The organism is Leifsonia shinshuensis (assembly GCF_013410375.1).
Lineage (GTDB): Bacteria > Actinomycetota > Actinomycetes > Actinomycetales > Microbacteriaceae > Leifsonia > Leifsonia shinshuensis.
This window is the reverse complement of the sequence record NZ_JACCFL010000001.1, coordinates 4,142,097-4,158,581: the sequence shown is the minus strand read 5'-3', so window position 1 is coordinate 4,158,581 and position 16,485 is coordinate 4,142,097. Positions and strand designations below refer to the sequence as shown.

At 71.7% G+C, this 16,485-nt stretch carries 18 protein-coding genes; 11 read left to right on the top strand and 7 right to left on the bottom strand.

What is annotated here, in order from left to right; genetic code table 11:
* The first annotated feature begins 45 nt into the window (after window positions 1-45).
* Complete coding sequence (locus HNR13_RS20045) at window positions 46-1,407, top strand: glycoside hydrolase family 32 protein (RefSeq protein WP_179608594.1); 1,362 nt, start codon at window positions 46-48, stop codon at window positions 1,405-1,407.
* Here HNR13_RS20045 and HNR13_RS20040 read toward each other — a convergent pair.
* Window positions 1,404-2,477: a LacI family DNA-binding transcriptional regulator gene (locus HNR13_RS20040; RefSeq protein WP_179608592.1), complete on the bottom strand. Its 1,074-nt coding sequence runs from the start codon at window positions 2,475-2,477 to the stop codon at window positions 1,404-1,406. The genes HNR13_RS20045 and HNR13_RS20040 overlap by 4 nt on opposite strands.
* A gap of 160 nt (window positions 2,478-2,637) precedes the next feature.
* Between HNR13_RS20040 and HNR13_RS20035 the strand changes: the two genes are divergently transcribed.
* The 5 genes from HNR13_RS20035 (at window position 2,638) to HNR13_RS20015 (ending at window position 8,521) form a co-directional block, all read left to right on the top strand.
* Entirely contained in the window at window positions 2,638-3,759 is a 1,122-nt protein-coding gene (locus HNR13_RS20035; RefSeq protein WP_179608590.1) for an extracellular solute-binding protein, read from the top strand.
* Window positions 3,759-4,733, top strand: coding sequence for an ABC transporter permease (locus HNR13_RS20030; RefSeq protein ID WP_179608588.1), 975 nt, complete (start codon window positions 3,759-3,761; stop codon window positions 4,731-4,733). The genes HNR13_RS20035 and HNR13_RS20030 overlap by 1 nt, the downstream gene beginning before the upstream one ends.
* On the top strand, window positions 4,730-5,542 hold the full coding sequence (locus tag HNR13_RS20025) for an ABC transporter permease (protein ID WP_179608586.1): 813 nt from the start codon (window positions 4,730-4,732) through the stop codon (window positions 5,540-5,542). Before HNR13_RS20030 ends, HNR13_RS20025 begins: the two co-directional genes overlap by 4 nt.
* Entirely contained in the window at window positions 5,542-6,615 is a 1,074-nt protein-coding gene (locus tag HNR13_RS20020; protein ID WP_179608584.1) for an ABC transporter ATP-binding protein, read from the top strand. The genes HNR13_RS20025 and HNR13_RS20020 overlap by 1 nt, the downstream gene beginning before the upstream one ends.
* Before the next feature lie 109 nt (window positions 6,616-6,724).
* Complete coding sequence (locus HNR13_RS20015) at window positions 6,725-8,521, top strand: glycoside hydrolase family 3 protein (protein WP_179608582.1); 1,797 nt, start codon at window positions 6,725-6,727, stop codon at window positions 8,519-8,521.
* Between the two features lie 177 nt (window positions 8,522-8,698).
* Here HNR13_RS20015 and HNR13_RS21930 read toward each other — a convergent pair whose 3' ends face one another.
* Window positions 8,699-8,833: a hypothetical protein gene (locus HNR13_RS21930; protein WP_281369292.1), complete on the bottom strand. Its 135-nt coding sequence runs from the start codon at window positions 8,831-8,833 to the stop codon at window positions 8,699-8,701.
* 456 nt (window positions 8,834-9,289) lie between these two features.
* Between HNR13_RS21930 and HNR13_RS21755 the strand changes: the two genes are divergently transcribed.
* From HNR13_RS21755 to HNR13_RS20000, 3 genes are read left to right on the top strand one after another with little or no spacing between them, the layout of a single operon-like run.
* Window positions 9,290-10,120, top strand: coding sequence for a phospholipase D-like domain-containing protein (locus HNR13_RS21755; protein ID WP_246312821.1), 831 nt, complete (start codon window positions 9,290-9,292; stop codon window positions 10,118-10,120).
* 42 nt (window positions 10,121-10,162) lie between these two features.
* Window positions 10,163-10,678, top strand: a complete 516-nt coding sequence (locus tag HNR13_RS20005) for a GNAT family N-acetyltransferase (RefSeq protein ID WP_179608580.1) — start codon at window positions 10,163-10,165, stop codon at window positions 10,676-10,678.
* Between the two features lie 29 nt (window positions 10,679-10,707).
* A complete protein-coding gene (locus HNR13_RS20000) occupies window positions 10,708-11,313 on the top strand; it encodes a GNAT family N-acetyltransferase (RefSeq protein ID WP_179608578.1) in 606 nt (201 codons plus the stop codon).
* On the opposite strand, the gene HNR13_RS19995 is transcribed toward HNR13_RS20000, so the two are convergent.
* From HNR13_RS19995 to HNR13_RS19980, 4 genes are all read right to left on the bottom strand, one after another.
* A complete protein-coding gene (locus HNR13_RS19995; RefSeq protein ID WP_179608576.1) occupies window positions 11,288-12,022 on the bottom strand; it encodes a hypothetical protein in 735 nt (244 codons plus the stop codon). The genes HNR13_RS20000 and HNR13_RS19995 overlap by 26 nt on opposite strands.
* Window positions 12,023-12,130: 108 nt before the next feature.
* Window positions 12,131-12,823, bottom strand: a complete 693-nt coding sequence (locus tag HNR13_RS19990; protein WP_179608574.1) for an SDR family oxidoreductase — start codon at window positions 12,821-12,823, stop codon at window positions 12,131-12,133.
* A 23-nt stretch (window positions 12,824-12,846) separates the two neighbouring features.
* Window positions 12,847-13,509, bottom strand: coding sequence for a GntR family transcriptional regulator (locus HNR13_RS19985; RefSeq protein ID WP_179608572.1), 663 nt, complete (start codon window positions 13,507-13,509; stop codon window positions 12,847-12,849).
* Window positions 13,509-14,207, bottom strand: a complete 699-nt coding sequence (locus HNR13_RS19980) for a GntR family transcriptional regulator (RefSeq protein WP_179608570.1) — start codon at window positions 14,205-14,207, stop codon at window positions 13,509-13,511. The genes HNR13_RS19985 and HNR13_RS19980 overlap by 1 nt, the downstream gene beginning before the upstream one ends.
* Window positions 14,208-14,509: 302 nt before the next feature.
* Here HNR13_RS19980 and HNR13_RS19975 point away from each other — a divergent pair, with 302 nt between their 5' ends.
* Window positions 14,510-15,454, top strand: a complete 945-nt coding sequence (locus HNR13_RS19975; protein WP_179608568.1) for a helix-turn-helix domain-containing protein — start codon at window positions 14,510-14,512, stop codon at window positions 15,452-15,454.
* Window positions 15,455-15,482: 28 nt separating this feature from the next.
* Here the strand turns inward: HNR13_RS19975 and HNR13_RS19970 are convergent, their stop codons facing one another.
* Window positions 15,483-15,626, bottom strand: a complete 144-nt coding sequence (locus HNR13_RS19970; RefSeq protein ID WP_179608566.1) for a hypothetical protein — start codon at window positions 15,624-15,626, stop codon at window positions 15,483-15,485.
* Between the two features lie 48 nt (window positions 15,627-15,674).
* Here HNR13_RS19970 and HNR13_RS19965 point away from each other — a divergent pair, with 48 nt between their 5' ends.
* Window positions 15,675-16,478 (top strand): thioesterase family protein, encoded by an 804-nt coding sequence (locus HNR13_RS19965; protein ID WP_179608564.1) that lies wholly within the window; start codon window positions 15,675-15,677, stop codon window positions 16,476-16,478.
* Window positions 16,479-16,485 lie beyond the last annotated feature (7 nt).

Here is a 16,485-nt window from a genome sequence, read left to right as displayed (position 1 = left end):
TCGGCTCCCCGCCGCCACGCCGCTTCGAAAAGAGAGACCGGTCCCATGCCCGACCACCACCTTCCGCAGTTCCACGTGCGCCTGCCGCGCGGGTACCTCAACGACCCCAACGGCCCTGTCGAGCTGGACGGCACGACGCACCTGTACTTCCAGTCGCGCCCGTACGCGGAGAAGGACGTCCCTGTCGAGTGGGGGCACGCCACGACGGAGGACCTCGTGCACTGGACGCTGCACCGGCCCGCGATGAGCCCGGTGCCGGGCGGCCTCGACTCGGGCGGCTGCTGGTCGGGCAACACGGTGGTCGACGGCGGCCGCGTCCGCGCCTTCTACTCGGGGAAGGTGGACCACAGCCCCTACCAGTCCGTGCTGACGGCGCTGTCCGACGAGGACGGCGCGAACTTCGGCCGGCCGGTGCAGGTCGTGCCCGATCCCGCACCGGAGGAGGGGGTCACCATGTTCCGTGATCCGTTCGTCTGGCGCGACGCGTCCCGCTGGCACATGGTGGTCGGCGTCGCCGCCGCCGACGGCGCTGCGGCCATGCGGCTGTACGGCTCGCCGGACGGCGTGGACTGGGAGTACGTGGGCGAGCTCTCGCGGCTTCCGCGGACCCTGGTCGACGGCGTCGACACCGGAGAGGGCTGGGAGTGCCCGCAGCTGATCGCGGCGGACGGCCGCGAAGTGGCGCTGGTGTCGTCGTGGTCGCACGCGGGCGGACCCGGCGAAGTGCTCGCCTTCCCCGTCGACTCCGCGCCGGTCCCGCGGCGTGTGGACGACGGCCACGACTTCTACGCGGCCTCGGTGATGCGCGAGGGGTCCCACGGCCACGTGCTGTTCGGCTGGATCACCGAGGGCCGCGAGGACGCGCGCTGGCAGGAGGCCGGCTGGGCCGGCGCCATCTCGCTGCCGCGGCGCGCGTGGCTGGACGGCGACGCCCTCCGCACCGAGCCGCATCCCGCGGTCGAGGCGCTGCGCAGCGGGCCGGGGCGCCCGGCGGACGGCGCGACCATCGGCGCCCAGGCGGAGCTCGTCCTCCCCGCCGTGTCCGGCACGGTCCGGCTCCGCTTCGGCGCGGAGGAGTGGCTCGACCTCGCGGTCGACCTCGAGGCCGGGACGCTGTCCCTCGACCGCAGCGCGGCGAGCACCGCGCCGGGCGTCGAGACCGCGGGAGCGCTCGCCGTGGAGGCGTTCGGCGACCGCGCCGAATGGGCGGCCCGCGTCTTCCTCGACGGGTCAGTCGTGGAGGTCTTCACGAGCGCAGGCCGCTCGATCACCACCCGTGTCTACCCGACGACGCCGCCCCCGTGGCGCGTCGAGGCGCCCGCGGGAACGGTCGTCTGGGATGTCGCCCCGGCGATCGGGGCCGTGACGGACCGCGCGGCCGCGGAGGAACCCCTCCCCGTCAGCTAGCCCGCCGGCGCCGTCGAGTCCCGGACGACGATGCTCGGCGGCACGAGCTCTCGGCCGATCGGGATGGTGTCGCCCGCGATGAGCCGGAGCAGTGCGTCCAGGGCTCGGCGGCCCAGCTCCTCGTAGGGCTGGCGGACGGTCGTCAGCGGCGGGTCGACGATGACCGCCGGACGGTCGTCGTCGAAGCCGACCACCGAGATCTCGTCGGGGACGCTGCGGCCGGCGGCGCGCAGGGAGCGCAGCACCGGGGCGGCGATCTCGTCCGCCTCGCAGAAGATCGCGTCGATGTCCGGCTCCGACTCCAGGAAGCGGTCGAACTCCGGGTAGGTGCGCCGCGACTCGTCGATCGTGTACGCGCAGGGGATCACGAGCTCCTCGCGGAAAGGGATGCCGGCGCCGGCCAGCGCGTCGCGGTAGCCGAGGAGGCGCTCCTTCACGTAGAACGCGTCGTACTGGCTGCCGACGTAGGCGATTTTGCGGCGGCCCAGCCCGATCAGGTGCTCGACGCCCTCGCGCGCGCCGACCCGGCTGTCCGTCACGATGGTGGGGAGCACCAGGTCCTGCGCGACGTCGTCGACCGTCATGATCGGCAGGCGCAGGCGGCGGGCCGCCTCCGCGACACCCGTGTCGTCCGCCGAGCCGAAGATCAGGAGGCCCTCGGTCGGGACCTCGACCAGGCTCGCGACGATGGCGGCGGCGTTGGACGGCCCGGCGTACGGGAGGGTGCGCAGCCCCTCGTCCGCGGTGTGCTCGGGATTGGCGAACTGCTGCACGAGCACCCGGTAGCCGAGCCGGTCGGCAGCCGCGGTGGCGCCCCGGACCGCCGGGTCCCACCAACCCCAGATCCCCTCTGGGAGCAGGATGCTCACCGCGTGGTAGTCGGAGGTGCGCAGCGCGCGCGCCGTGACGGAGGGGCGGTAGCCGAGCCGGTCCGCCACCGCCCGGATGCGGGAGCGCGTCTCGGCGCTGACGTCCGGATGGTCCTGCGGCGCGAGCGCGCGCGAGACGGTCGCGATTCCGACGCCGGCCTCCTTGGAGACGTCGGCGAGCGTGACCCTGCGAGTCACCATCCACCCCCTTGTCGAACGACGCCCGGATGCGTTTCTTGACATCCCGACGACTAGAGATTACCTTACCGGTAGCGTCACCGGAAACGTTACCGGTATCGAATCCGGTACCGGCGCTCCACCGGGTCGCTCCACCGTCGAAGAACATCAAAGGAGATACGACGTGAACCGATCACACGGCAGCACCGGACGCCGGCGCCGCTCCCGGATCGTGCTCGCCACGCTCGCGGCAGGGGCCGCCGTCGCGGTCGGGCTGGCCGGATGCTCGCTCTCGCCGAGCACCGCGGGCACCGGGAGCGACACCCTCACCGTCGCGACCTGGAAGGGCTACGGCGCCGACCTCTCCTGGGTCGCCGCGGAGTTCAAGAAGGAGACCGGAGCGACCGTCAAGTACCAGTTCATCGACTCCGAGGCGAGCGAGCTGCAGCTGGTGAGCAAGGCGAACGGCGCGATCGACGTGGCGCTGCCGAACATCCAGTACATCGGGCAGGGCATCGACCAGGGCCTCTTCCACTCGCTCGACACCGCCAAGCTGACCAACTACTCGGACATCTACCCCGAGTTCTCCGGCCGCAAGGAGATCCGCAAGGGCGGCGACCTGTACGGCATCCCGTGGACCTGGGGCAGCTCCGGCGTCTTCTACGACAGCGCGAAGGTCTCGCCCGCCGACTCGCTCGGCGTGCTCTGGGACCCGAAGTACAAGGGCCGGATCGCGCTGTTCGACGACCCGACCGTCCTGGTCCCGCTCACCGCGCTGTACCTGGGCGAGGACCCGCAGAACCCCGACATGGCGAAGATCACCCCGGCGCTGCAGAAGCTGAAGGACAACGCGAAGCTGCTCTACTCCTCGAGCGACGACCTCGCGAAGGCGATCGCGAGCGGTTCCGTCGTCGCGGGCACCGGCGACTCCGGCAGCCTCGGCAGCCTGTTCGCGAGCAAGGCCGCGGGGACCGCCGGCTTCACGTACGAGATCCCGAAGGAGGGCGCGGTCGGCTGGATCGACAACTGGGCGATCGCGGCGAAGACCCAGCACCTGGACCTCGCCTACAAGTGGCTCAACTACATGACGAGCCCGGCGTTCCTCGCCAAGTGGGCGAACACGCCCGCCGACGCCTCGCCGGCCCCGGCCAACAAGAGCGTGGTCGACTCCCTGCCCGCCGCCACGATGGACCGCCTGCAGGCGAACCCGGACAAGATCTCGAGCCTCGCGCTGCAGCTCCCGCAGCCGGCGGACCGGCTCCAGTCGTGGGTGGACGCCTGGACGCAGGTCAAGGCGGGGTCCTGATGACCACCGCCCCGCTGTCCCTGTCCCGCCGCCCGAAGCGGCGGGCCAGGGGGAGGCTCGGCACGGCGTTCCTGCTGACGCCGGGCGGGCTGCTGCTGGCGCTGTTCGCGGTGCTGCCGCTCGCCGCGATCGTCGTGATCGGGTTCACGACGGACGCCGGGTCGTTCACGACCGCGAACTTCGCTCAGATGCTCGGGAGCCCGGTGTACATGTCGTTGCTGGGCCGGACGCTGCTGATCGCGTTCGGCGTGACGGTGGTGAGCATCGCTTTGGCGTGGCCGGCGGCGTGGGCGCTGGCCCGCTACACCAGCCCGCGGGTGAAGCCGTTGATCCTCGGGTTCGTCATCATCCCCTACATCACCTCGCAGTTGCTGCTGATCTACGGGTTCGTCAGCCTGATCCAGGCCGGCGGGCCGGTGATGTCGCTGCTGTCGGCGATCGGCATGGCGGACCCGCAGGCGTCGATCATGTACACGCCGGCGGCGAACATCCTGATGCTGGTGCAGGAGTCGATCCCGACGGCGATCCTGGTGATGTACTCCGCGTCCGAGCAGATCAGCGGCTCCGTGCTGGAGGCCTCCCGCACGCTGGGCGCGTCGAAGGGGTTCGTGTTCACCCGGGTGATCTGGCCGCTGTCGACCGCGATGATCGGGGTGAACTTCGCCCTCACCTTCGTCCAGACCGTCGGCGCGTTCGCCGAGCCCACGATCCTCGGCGGACCCAACGGGCAGATGCTCGGGAACGCGCTCGCCACGCAGCTCCAGTCCGGCGTCCATCAGCAGTTCGCGGTGGCCATGTCGCTGGTGCTCCTGGTGACGTCGCTCGCCATCGTCGGGGCGGTGACCGGACTGCTCGCCTGGTCGCGGTCGGCGCTGTCCGGGGTCGCGAAGCCGCGGACCCGGAAGGCGGTGGCGTCTCCGCCGCAGCCACGCGCCGTCGACGAGGCCCTCGCCACGGAAGGAGTGCTCCGATGAAGACCGCTGCGCTGCCCCGCCTGATGAAGATCTGGCTCTACGTCGTGCTGGTCGTCCTGGCGCTGCCGTTGGTGAGCATGCTCGTGCTGAGCCTCAACCAGTCGCGCTACGGGACCTTCCCGTTCCACTTCACGCTCGACTGGTACGCGACGCTCGGCAACGACACCGCCCTGATCGGCGCGCTGGAGACGAGCCTCAACCTCGCCACCCAGGCCACGATCTTCGCCGTCGTCGTCGGCACCCTGCTCTCGCTCGGCATGGCGCGGAGCCGGATCTACATCACGGTCCCGATCAACAGCCTGCTGCTGGCGCTGCTGACGGTCCCGGCGCTGATCCTCGCGGCGGGCTTCGTGATGGTCTTCGCGTGGTTCGGGCTCGGCTCCAGCTCGGTGGGATTGATCCTCGCCTCGATCGTGACCTCGGTCCCGTTCGTCGTCCTCCTGGTGTCCGGCAGGCTGAAGGAGCTGAACCCGCACTACGCGGAGGCGGCGCACTCGCTCGGCGCCGGGCCGGTGCGCACCTTCCTGACGATCACGATCCCGCTGATCGCTCCCTCGATCATCGCCGGGGCGATGCTGGCGTTCGTGATCACGTTCAACAACTTCGCGATCCAGCTCTTCCTCGCGCCGATCGGTGTCTCCACCCTGCCGGTGCAGATCTATTCGATGGTGCGGTTGGGGGTGACGCCGGATGTGGATGCGTTGGCGACGATCATCATCCTCTCCACGGTGTTGCTGGTGGTCATCCTGAATTGGTTGTCCGGTAACGCCGCCAAGCTCTTCACGACTTCTACGAACAAAGGAAACTGATGGCCGAGCTCACTGTGATGGGTGTGTCCAAGACGTTCAACGGCACCCGGGTGCTGGAACCGTTGGAGTTGCGGGTCGGTGATGGCCGGTTCTGCTGCATGCTGGGCTCCTCCGGGTCCGGTAAGTCGACGCTGCTGCGGATCATCGCCGGGTTGGAGGACCCGGATGGCGGGTCGATCCGGGTGGGGTCGCGGGAGGTGACCCGGGTGTCGGTGGAGAAACGCAACATCGGGTTCGTGTTCCAGAACTACGCCCTGTTCCCGCACCTGAGCGTGCTCTCCAACGTGATGTATGGGCTGCGGGCCCGGCGCACCCCACGCGCGGCGGCGAAGCGGAAGGCGGAGGAGATGCTCGGGTTGGTGGGGTTGGGCGACTTCGGGGGTCGTTCCCCGGCCCAGCTCTCCGGCGGGCAGCAGCAACGCGTCGCCCTCGCCCGGGCGCTGGTGACCAGCCCGGATCTGCTGCTGCTGGATGAGCCGTTGTCGGCTTTGGATAAGAAGATCCGGGGGGAGATGCAGCGCGAGCTCAAACGCATCCACCGGGAGACCGGGTTGACCACGATCATGGTCACCCACGATCAGGAGGAGGCGATGGACCTGGGCGATCAGGTGATGATGCTGGACCACGGGGTGGTGCAGCAGAACGACACCCCCGAAGCGATGTATCGGGCGCCGGGGAACCGGTTCGTCGCGCAGTTCCTCGGCGGGCAGTCCCTGGGCACCGGCATCGTCCACGGTTCCGGCCCGACCGCGACCGTGGAGATCGGCGGCCTGTCGCTGACCACGTCGCAAGACGACCTCCGTCACGGCGACCGGGTGGATGTGCTGGTCATGGCCGAACGCGTCCGAATCCTGCCCGAGGACACTGCGACCACGGCGGGGTCGGCTTCGGGTGTGCTGGGCGCGCTGGACTTCTTCGGCCCGTTCGCCCGCGCCGAGATCCTCGCCGGCGACCTCCGCATCCCGGTCACCATGCTCTCCCAAGCCGCCGACGCACTCACCCCCGGCCAGCCGGTCCACTTCACCATCGCCCCCGAAGGCCTCCACGCCTTCACCCAACAACACGCCGCCTGACCATCGATCCCGGAGTTGTGCACGCTCACACCCGCGTGTCGCGTACACAACTCCGGAACGGACGGTCAACCACCAGCGCCCCGGCGCCCAGCCCGGAAAGTGATCACCCATGACCACCCCTGACTATCTCGACCGCGCCCTGACACCGGAACAGCGCACCGCCGACCTGCTCCCGCGGATGACCCTGGAGGAGAAGGCGGGCCTGCTGTTCCACCCGCAGTCGGAGCTGCCATCGTCCGTCGGCTTCAGCGTCGAGCGTGCGGACGAGGTCGCCCGCGGTGACGTGTCCGGCAAGCGCATCTCGCACTTCAACATCCTCAACGGCACCAGTGCCGTCGAGGTCGCCGCCTGGACAAACCGCCTGCAGGAGTGGGCGGCCGACACCCGGCTCGGCATCCCGATCACCTTCTCGTCGGACCCGCGCAACGGTTACCGCAGCACGCCCTTCACCGGGCAGTCGATCGACGAGCTGTCCAAGTGGCCGGAGCCCACCGGGCTGGGCGCGATCGGCGACCCGGACCGCGCACAGGAGTTCGGCGACACCGTCCGCCGGGAGTTCCTGGCGATGGGCATCCGCGTCTACCTGGGACCGATGGCGGACCTGTACACCGAGCCGCGCTGGAGCCGCGGGTTCGGCACGTTCGGGGAGGACGTCCGCGTCGTGTCGGAGCTGACCCGCGCGTTCATCGCGGGCCTCCGCGGCGGCCCCGCGCTCGGGGCCGGCAGCGTGGCGGCCGTGCTCAAGCACTTCCCGGGCGGCGGCCCGCAGAAGGACGGCAACGACGCCGTGGACTCCCGCTTCCCCGACCAGGTCTATCCGGGCGGCCGGCAGGAGCTGCACCTCCAGCCGTTCGTCGACGCGATCGCGGACGGCGTCACCCAGGTCATGACCTACTACGGCCGCCCGCTCGGGACGGACTGGGAGGAGGTCGGCTTCGCGTTCAATGCGCCGGTGGTGCGCGACCTGCTGCGCGGGCGGCTCGGCTACCGCGGGATCGTGATGAGCGACTGGAACGTCGTCGGCACCGCCACGATCGAGGGCACGACGTTCGGTCCGAACGCGTACGGTGTGGAGGACCTCACGATCGAGGAGCGACTCGCCCGGGCGATCACCAACGGCATCGACCAGTTCGGCGGCGACACGCTGACCGAGGAGCTGACGCGGGTCGTGCGCGACGGACTGGTCCCGGAGGACCGGATCGACGCGTCGGTCGAACGGCTCCTGCTCGAGAAGTTCCGGCTCGGGCTGTTCGAGAACCGCTTCGTCGATCTCGACCACGCGCGCGCGGTCGGCTCCGACCCGGACTTGGCGGCCAAGGGGGTGCGCGCGCAGACCGACGCGATGGTGTTCCTCGGCGGCGAGCGTCCCGGCACCCTGCCGCTGCCGGCGCTCACGCGGGTGTACGCGGAGGGTGTCGACTTGTCCCGGACGGAGCACGACTTCGTGCCGGTCGACGCTCCCGCGGACGCCGATGTCGCCCTGGTCCAGCTGGATTCGCCGTGGCAGTCCGACCCGGGGAGCCCGCTGGGCGACTACTTCCGGACCGGGAGCCTGGAGTTCCCGGGGGAGACCGTCGCGCACCTCCGCGAGCTGGCGGAGCGGCTGCCGGTCGTGCTGTTCGTCTACCTGGAGCGCCCCGCGGTGCTGACGGCGCTGGCGCCGACGGCTGCCGCGATCGTGGGCCACTTCGGCGCGAGCGACCAGGTGATCGTGGACGCCGTCGCCGGCGGCGCCCCGTTCACGGCCACGCTCCCGTTCGACCTGCCGCGCAGCATGGCGGCGGTGGAGGCGTCGCGGGAGGACGTCCCCTTCGACACCGCCGATCCGCTGTTCCTGGCGGGCGACGGCAGCGTGCCGTACGCGGATGCGGCGGTCGCGCTGTCCGGAACGGAGCCGGGCGAGTAGCGACGGTGCGCGCGCCGCTCTCGGGCGTACAGTGCGTACCGTGCCGAACGACGCCTCCGATTGGTTCCTGAGCCGAGCCGAGCGGGGCAACCCGGCGTCCGCTGTGCAGGCCGGGCCCTCCGGGTCCGCGTCCTGGTCGGACGGCAACCTGGTGCGGCCCCTCGTCCACGGCGCGACCTACTTCGCCCGGCTGCACGAGGAGCTGTCGGCGTTGGAGCCCGGCGACCGGGTCTTCTTCACCGACTGGCGCGGCGACAAGGACGAGTTGCTGCTGCCCGGCGGCCCGACGATCGGCGAGCTGCTGGCGGACATCGCGCGAGCGGGCGTCGAGGTGCGCGGCCTGGTGTGGCGGTCGCACGGCGAACGCATCCGCGGGCGCATGAGCGGACTGTCGAACGCGCTGCTGGGCCGCGAGATCAACGACGCCGGCGGCGAGGTCCTGCTCGACCAGCGGGTGCGCGCCTTCGGGTCGCACCATCAGAAGCTCTTCGTCATCCGGCACACGCACGACCCGGCGCGGGACGTCGCGTTCGTCGGCGGGATCGACCTCTGCCACAGCCGCCGGGACGACATCCGGCACGCCGGGGACCCCCAGGCGCTGGAGATCGACCGGCGCTACGGCGAGCGGCCGCCCTGGCACGACGCCGCGCTCGAACTGCGCGGACCGGTGGTCGGCGACCTGCTGGACACGTTCTCCGAACGCTGGAACGACCCGCACCCGCTGGACCATCGCAACCCTACCGGATGCTCGTGCAGCGTCTCGCCGACATGCCACGGCATCCGAAGCCGCTCCCCGAGGCGGCCCCGCCGCCGCCGACGGCCGGGGAGCACGCGGTGCAGGTGCTGCGGACGTACGCCCCGAAACGGCCGCCGTTCCCGTTCGCGCCCAAGGGGGAGCGCAGCATCGCGCGCGCCTACCTCAAAGCTTTCGCCCGGGCGCGCTCCTTCATCTACATCGAGGACCAGTTCCTCTGGTCGAGGGAGGTCGTCGCCGGGATCGCGCAGGCGCTCCGGTCGAACCCGGCGCTGCAGGTGATCGTCGCGGTGCCGCGCTACCCGGACGACGACGGCGGCATCTCGGGGCCGCCCGGCCGCCTCGGTCAGCACCGGGCGGTCTCCATGCTCCGGCGGGCGGCGCCCGGCCGGGTCGGGGTGTTCGACCTCGAGAACGACGCAGGCACGCCGATCTACGTGCACGCGAAGATCTGCATCATCGACGACGCCTGGATGACGTGCGGCTCCGACAACTTCAACCTGCGCTCCTGGACCACGGACAGCGAGCTCACCTGCGCGGTCGTCGGAGCGGACGTCGCGCGCGACCTCCGTACGCAGCTCTGGGCCGAGCACCTCGGTCTGGGCCCCGATGACCCACGGCTCGGGGATGGCGGCGACGGGCTGGCGCTCTGGACGGAGAGCAGCGACGCGCTCGACGCCTGGCACCGTTCGGGACGGCGCTCGCCCCGCCCGCGCGGCCAGGCGCGACGCCACCGCATCGAACCAGTGACGTGGATGCAGCGGCTCTGGGCGGAACCGCTCTACCGGATCGTCGTGGACCCCGACTCGCGCCCTCGGCACCTGCGGCGCGGCGCGCGGTTCTAGGGGGAATGCGGTCTTCGACGACCCCCGTGTAGTGTTCGCCGCATGGGGGATGACCGAGTGCGGCTGCGACCGTGGACCGAGGCCGACCTCGCCGTGGAGCTGCGGAACAACGCCGCCGACATGACGACGTTCCTGGGCGGCCCCCAGCCGGAGGAGGTCGTTCGCAACCGCCACGAGCGCTTCCTCCGCGGGCAGGCGGACGGAACCATCTCGCCGTTCACGGTCTGGTCCGACGCGGCAGGCGACGCGGTCGGCGCGGCGGCCTACTGGCAGATCGACCACAACGGTCGGGCCGTGTACGAGTGCGGGTGGTTCGTGTTCGTGCCGTTTCAGCGTCGCGGTTACGCTCACCGGGCGATCCGCCTCCTGCTCGAGCACGCCGCGCTGAGGGGCGAGCGGGACACCATGTTCGCCTTCCCGCGCGTGGACAACATCGCCTCCAACGCGCTCGCCCGCTCGGCCGGCTTCGTGAACACGGGCGTCGAGGACTTCGAGTACCCGAAGGGCGTGCCGATCACGGTCAACGCCTGGGCGTTCGACCTGCGGACGCTGCGCTGACAGGTGCGCCGCCCCTGTAGCGTGTCCCCATGTTCGCGAAGACCCTCGCCTCCGGCGCGCAGCTGAAACCCCTCGAGCCGTGGATGGCGGAGGAGTTCGCCGCCCATCTCGACCGCGCCAGGGAGCACATCCGCCCCTGGGTGGGGCCGTCGTTCGTCACCGAGGACGTCGCGGGCGCCCGCGCCACGCTCGGCCGGTACGCCGACCGGGCCGCACGGGAGGGCGCGGGCATCTACGGCATCTGGGCGGACGGCACGCTCGTCGGCGGGGTCATGTTCGTCGACTTCGTGCCGGCGACGGGCGTCTTCGAGGTCGGCTGCTGGCTGGAGCCGGCCGCCGAAGGCCGGGGGCACATCACGAGCGCCGTGCGCGACCTGCTGGAGTACGCGTTCGTCGTCCGCGGCATGCACCGCGCCGAGTGGCGCTGCCGCAGCGACAACGACCGCAGCGCCGCCGTCGCGCGCCGCCTCGGGATGACCCTGGAGGGCGTCCTCCGCGAGGCCTGGCCGGTGGGCGGCGTGTTCCACGACAAGCAGGTCTGGTCCGTGCTCGCCGCGGAGTGGCCCCCCGCGGGGGAGTTTCCTCCCGCGGGGTGGCCGCCCGTCGCGACTACTTCTTCTTCAGCGCCTGCCTGATCGCCTTCGCGTCGGCCTGCGCCTTCTTCACGGCCGCCCGGGCCGAGGCGAGCGAGGACTTCGCCGACGAGAGGGCCGAGTGGTTGGCGTCGTACGCGCTCGGCGTCACCGCCAGGGCCGCGGCCGCGACGCCGCTCGCGTCGTGCGATGCCGTGGAGAGCTGCGAGCCCAGGTCGCTGAGCTCGGACTGCAGCGCCGGGGTCGACTTCGCCTTGTCCTTGCCCGAGAGCAGGCCGGCGAGGGTCGACTGCTGCGTGGTGAGCTTGGGGATGGTGGTGCCGGTCAGCCGGTCCGCGTCGGAGGCCAGCCGCGCCTGGGGGAGGGCGACGGCGTACACGCGGTACGCGTCGTAGACCTTCTTGAGGTCGGCCTCCGCCTGGGTCGTGGTGGTGTCGGCGGCGATCGCCGAGGCCGAGGACTTCATGGCGGCCAGGTTGGCGTTCAGCGTCCCGAGGATCGTGGACTTGTCGCCCGAGCTGAGGTACGTGTCCGCGTTCACCTTCGCGATCGCCGCGGTGATCTTGGTCTCGCGGTCGCTGGTCGCCTTTGCGCCGGCCGCCTGGAGTTGGGCGAGTGTCTTGGGCGCGTGCGACGCGGACGGCGACGGGGTCGGCGTCGGGGTGTCGGCCAGGGCCGGGCCGCCGATGAGGGCTGCGCACGCGATTCCCGCGGTCGCCGCCGTGATGATGCCGATGGATCGTCTGGACATGGTTCTCCCGTTCACAGGTAAGCCGCCGGTGGTTCTTCCGGCTGAGGACAGCCTCGTCGGCGAATGTTCGGGGATCGTAAAGTCCGGGTTCGGGGTCGGTACGCGCGATCAGCGGCGCCGGACCGGCCGCACGGTCAGCGCCTCCACCATCCCGGTGCTGGGCAGATCGACGGCGACGCGCACGGTGGCCGCGACCATCTCCGGCGTGATGGTGTACGTCGCGTCGTACTCGTGGCCCTCGCGGGCGACCAGCGCGCGCTGCATGTCGGTGTCGACCCGGCCGGGGTGGATGCTCGTGACGCGGACGCCGTTCGGGCGCTCCTCCTCCCGCAGTGCGTCGGTGAGCGCGCGCAGCGCGAACTTCGACCCGGAGTAGACGCCGCCGCCCGGCCCGCTGCTCAGCCCCGACCCGCTGTTGATGGCGACGACCAGCCCCTCCGCGGCCCGCAGCGCGGGCAGTGTCGCCCGCAGCAGCGCGGCGACCGCGAACACGTTCACCTCGAAGACGTGCCGCCAGGTCTCGTCCCCGGTCTCCGCGATGGTGCCGCCGTCCTCCACCCCGGCGGACAGCACCAGCACATCCAGCCGTGCCGGGATGGGCGGAAGCGCGCCGGACGTCAGCTCGGCGACGAACGGCTCGGCCGAGGGCAGCGCCGCCACCACGGCGTCCACCGCCGCGGCGTCCCGCCCGCCGACCAGGATGTGGTGCGTGCTCCCGAGCTCGACGGCGATCGCCCGGCCGATGCCGCGGGACGCTCCGGTGACGAGGGCGGTCGGGCGGGAGCTGTCGGTGTGGGCCATGCCTCGAGCCTAGGCCGGAAGCATCAGGCGGCGCGCGCCGTCCCGATGCTGAAGATGCGCTTGGTGAGGTCGATCGCGCGCGCGTCGTCCTCGACCAGCAGTGCGGCGGAGAGCGCGGTGTAGTCCCGGGCGAGCTGGGCGAGGTCCGCGTCCAGCGCCCGGTAGGTGACGTTGACGTGGTAGCCGAGCGAGGGCGCGGCCTGCGCGATCACCTCGTTCAGCACCGGGTTCGGGCAGAGGCGGACGAGGGAGCCGAAGTAGTTCTCGGCCGCCTTCGAGATGGACGGGATGTCACCGCGCTCCTGCTGGACCGTCACGGCCGCCGCCAGCTCGGCGAGCGCCGCGCGGTCCGCATCTCCGAGCTGCGGGAGCGTCAGGATGGTCGCGCCGACGACCAGCACCCCGAGCGTCTGGAGGGTGTCGTGGGCCTCCTCGGGGCGCGGCGCGATGACGGCGGAGTGCGACTGCGGCGCCGTGTCGACCAGGCCCTCCAGGCTGAGGGTGTGCAGCGCCTGCCGGATCGGCGTCCCGGAGACGCCGAGCCAGGCCCGCAGCTCGCCCTCGTCGAGCCGTTCGCCGGGCAGCAGCACGCCGGAGAGGATGGCCTCCCTCAGCTGCGCGTACACGCGCTCGCGGACGAGCTCGCGCGGGCTCGCGCTCTGCTCGGGGGAGCGGGGGATCGGCATCAGGCCCGCCCTCCCTCGCGTGCGGAGTCGTGCGCCGGCCGCACCGGCCGCACCGCGTCGATGCGGAACACCTCGCGGGCCGCCGCGGCGACGGCCCGGGCATCCTCGGCCGCGAGGGCCGATCGCAGCGCGGCGTAGGACTGCGCGGCCTCCGGCCAGTCGATCCCGAGCGCGCGATAGGCGACGCCCACGTAGAAGGCCCTCGCCGCGAGCGTCCGCTCGGCGAGCCGGAGCAGCACCCGGTTCGGGCAGAGCGCCATCAGGCGCGTGTAGAACAGTCGGGAGGCGTCGATGGAGCCCTCCAGGTCGGCGGCCCGCAGCCCGGCGATCAGCCGGTCCACGTCGGCGATGAGGGCGTCCCGGTCGGCGGCGGCCAGGCCGTCGAGGGTGAGGTCGAGCACGCCGAGGACGAAGACGCCGATCGTCTGCATGTGCAGCACGGCGTCGTCGACGCGCGGCTCCACCACGCGGGTGTACGACTGGGCGGCGGTCTCGACGAACCCCTCGACCGTCAGCGCGTGGAGGGCCTGCCGGATCGGTGTCTTCGACATCCCGAGCCACGCCTCCAGCTCGCCGTCGTCGAGGCGCTCGCCGGGATGGAGCGTGCCGTCCAGGATCGCGGCGCGGATCGCCTCGTAGGCGCGGTCGCGCGCCAGCACGCGCGTCTGTCGGACCTCCGACACCCCCGGGACGGGCATCACACACCTTCTCTCGCGCACGCAGTACGCGGCACTCCACCCCGATCGTAGCGATGTCGACCGGATGAATGGAACTGCAACGTGGATTAAAGTTCCAGTTCGACGTATGCTTCCCCTAGGAACACATCCGTTCCGAAGACTCCCCCCAGGGAGGGATCCGCCCCCCGCTGACCCCTCCACCCGACGGGCTCCCGCATTCGGGTGTCGGGCGCCCGTCGAGGGGTCCTGCGTTTCGGGTACGCAGGACCCCTCAAACCCTTCGCGCACCTGCTTGCATCAGCCGCACCAAGGAGGTTCCGCCGATGGGATCACCAACAGACCATACGCCGTCGACCTACTTCGAGCGCCGGTTCCGCTCCCGCGACCGCGACGAGACCCAGGAGTGGCTGGCCGGCCACTACGGCCGGGTCGACCTCGGCCGCCGCTTCTCCGGCTACGCCGAGCACGTGGTCGGCGACGACCGCTTCCTACTCGCCGACGCCGCGATGCTCGGCGAGCTGCGCTGCGTGGTCGACCCCGACGTGCTCCTGGTCTCCACCGGAACGCCGGGGAGCGGCTGGGAGGTCGGCGAGGACACCGGCAGCTTCGCCGCCGAGCCCGTGGTGTTCCAGCCCGGCGAGTCGTCGGTGCACCGGCTGGCCGACACCGAGGGGCGCGCCGTCGCGTTCCGCATCCCCGAGCTCACCCGCACCGCCCGGCTCCTCTACGCCCAGGAGGACCTGGAGCTCAGGTTCGACGGCCCGCGGCCGGTGAACGCGCGGCGCGCGGCGTACTGGCTGGCGGCCCTGGAGGTCGCCCGCCGGGAGCGCAGGACGGGCGCGCTCTCCAACGACTCGATGCGCGCCACGACCTACCGCCAGCTGGCCATCGCCGCCCTGGAGACCTTCCGGCTGGTGGGCGACAGGCGCGAGCTCCGGCTCTCGGCCGAACGCCGCGCCCGTGTGTACCGCGTCGGTGCGCAGTACCTGCGAGACCATGCCGCGGCGCCGGTCACCATCGAGGACGCCGCCTCCGCGGCCGGCGCCTCCACCGGCGAGCTGGTGCTCGCCTTCCACTCCCAGTCGGACGGCGTCGGCCCCACAGCCTACCTGCGCCGGTCACGGCTGAACGGCGCGCACGACCAGCTCACCAGCACCGGCGAGACGATCCGCACCGTGGCCGCGAAGTGGGGCTTCTCCTCCGAGGCGGCCTTCGTCCGGCACTACCGCGACGAGTACGGCGCCGACCCGGTCGGCTCGGGGGCGTAGCGGGGGCGCGAGCCCGGCTGAGCCGACCTCAGCCCGGCTCCTCCTCCGACTCCAGCGCCTCGTCCGCGTCCACCCCGGTGTCGTCGGTCTCCGTCGCCTCGATCGCCGCCTCGGCCTGAGCCTGCGCCTGGGCTTCTGCGGCGGCCTCCCGCTCGCGTTCGTGTCTGCTCATAGGCTCCAGTGTCGCTCGAAACGGTCTGCTGCGCCTACGTTGGAGGGGATGAACGCCGACACCACCATTCCCGCCGCCTACTTCGTGCAGCGGAGCGAGAACGTCTTCACCCCGACCCCGCACGCCGGGGGCGCCTGGGCCGACGACGAGATGCACTTCAGCCCGCTCGGCGGCCTGATCACGCACGCGATCCTCCGCCACGCCGCGAACCCGGACGGCCCCGCGCTGCAGCTGTCCCGGATCAGCTTCGACATCCTCGGCTTCCTCGCGCTGGACGAGGTCGAGCTCTCGGTCGAGACGATCCGCCCGGGCCGCACGATCGAGCTGGTGGAGGCGACGGCCGTCATCCACGGCCGCACCGCCGTGAAGGCGCGCGCGTGGCTGCTGTCCGCGTTCGACAGCGCCGAGGTGGCCGGTGGTGCGGCCGGCCCGCTCCCCGCGCCGGAGACCGCGACGCCGTGGTCGATGATGGAGGCCTGGCAGGGCGGCTACGTCGCCTCCCTCGACACCCGTGCCGTCCACCCGCCGGAGGCCGGCCGCGCGACCGTCTGGCTGTCGACCGGCTGCGAGCTCATCCAGGGCGTGGCGGTCGACCCGGTGACCGCGTGGATCACGCTGGTCGACACGGCCAACGGCGTGGCGGTGCGCGAGCACCCGACCCGCTGGATGTTCCCCAACGTCGACCTGACCCTCCACCTCCACCGCGCCCCGTCCGGCGACTGGCTGGGCCTCGACACGGAGGTGGTCTTCGGCTCCACGGGCCTCGGGATCACGCGCTCGGTGCTGCACGACAGGGACGGTGCGGTGGGGTTCGCGGAGCAGGCGCTGACGGTGCGGAGGTTGACGGAGTAGGGGGTCG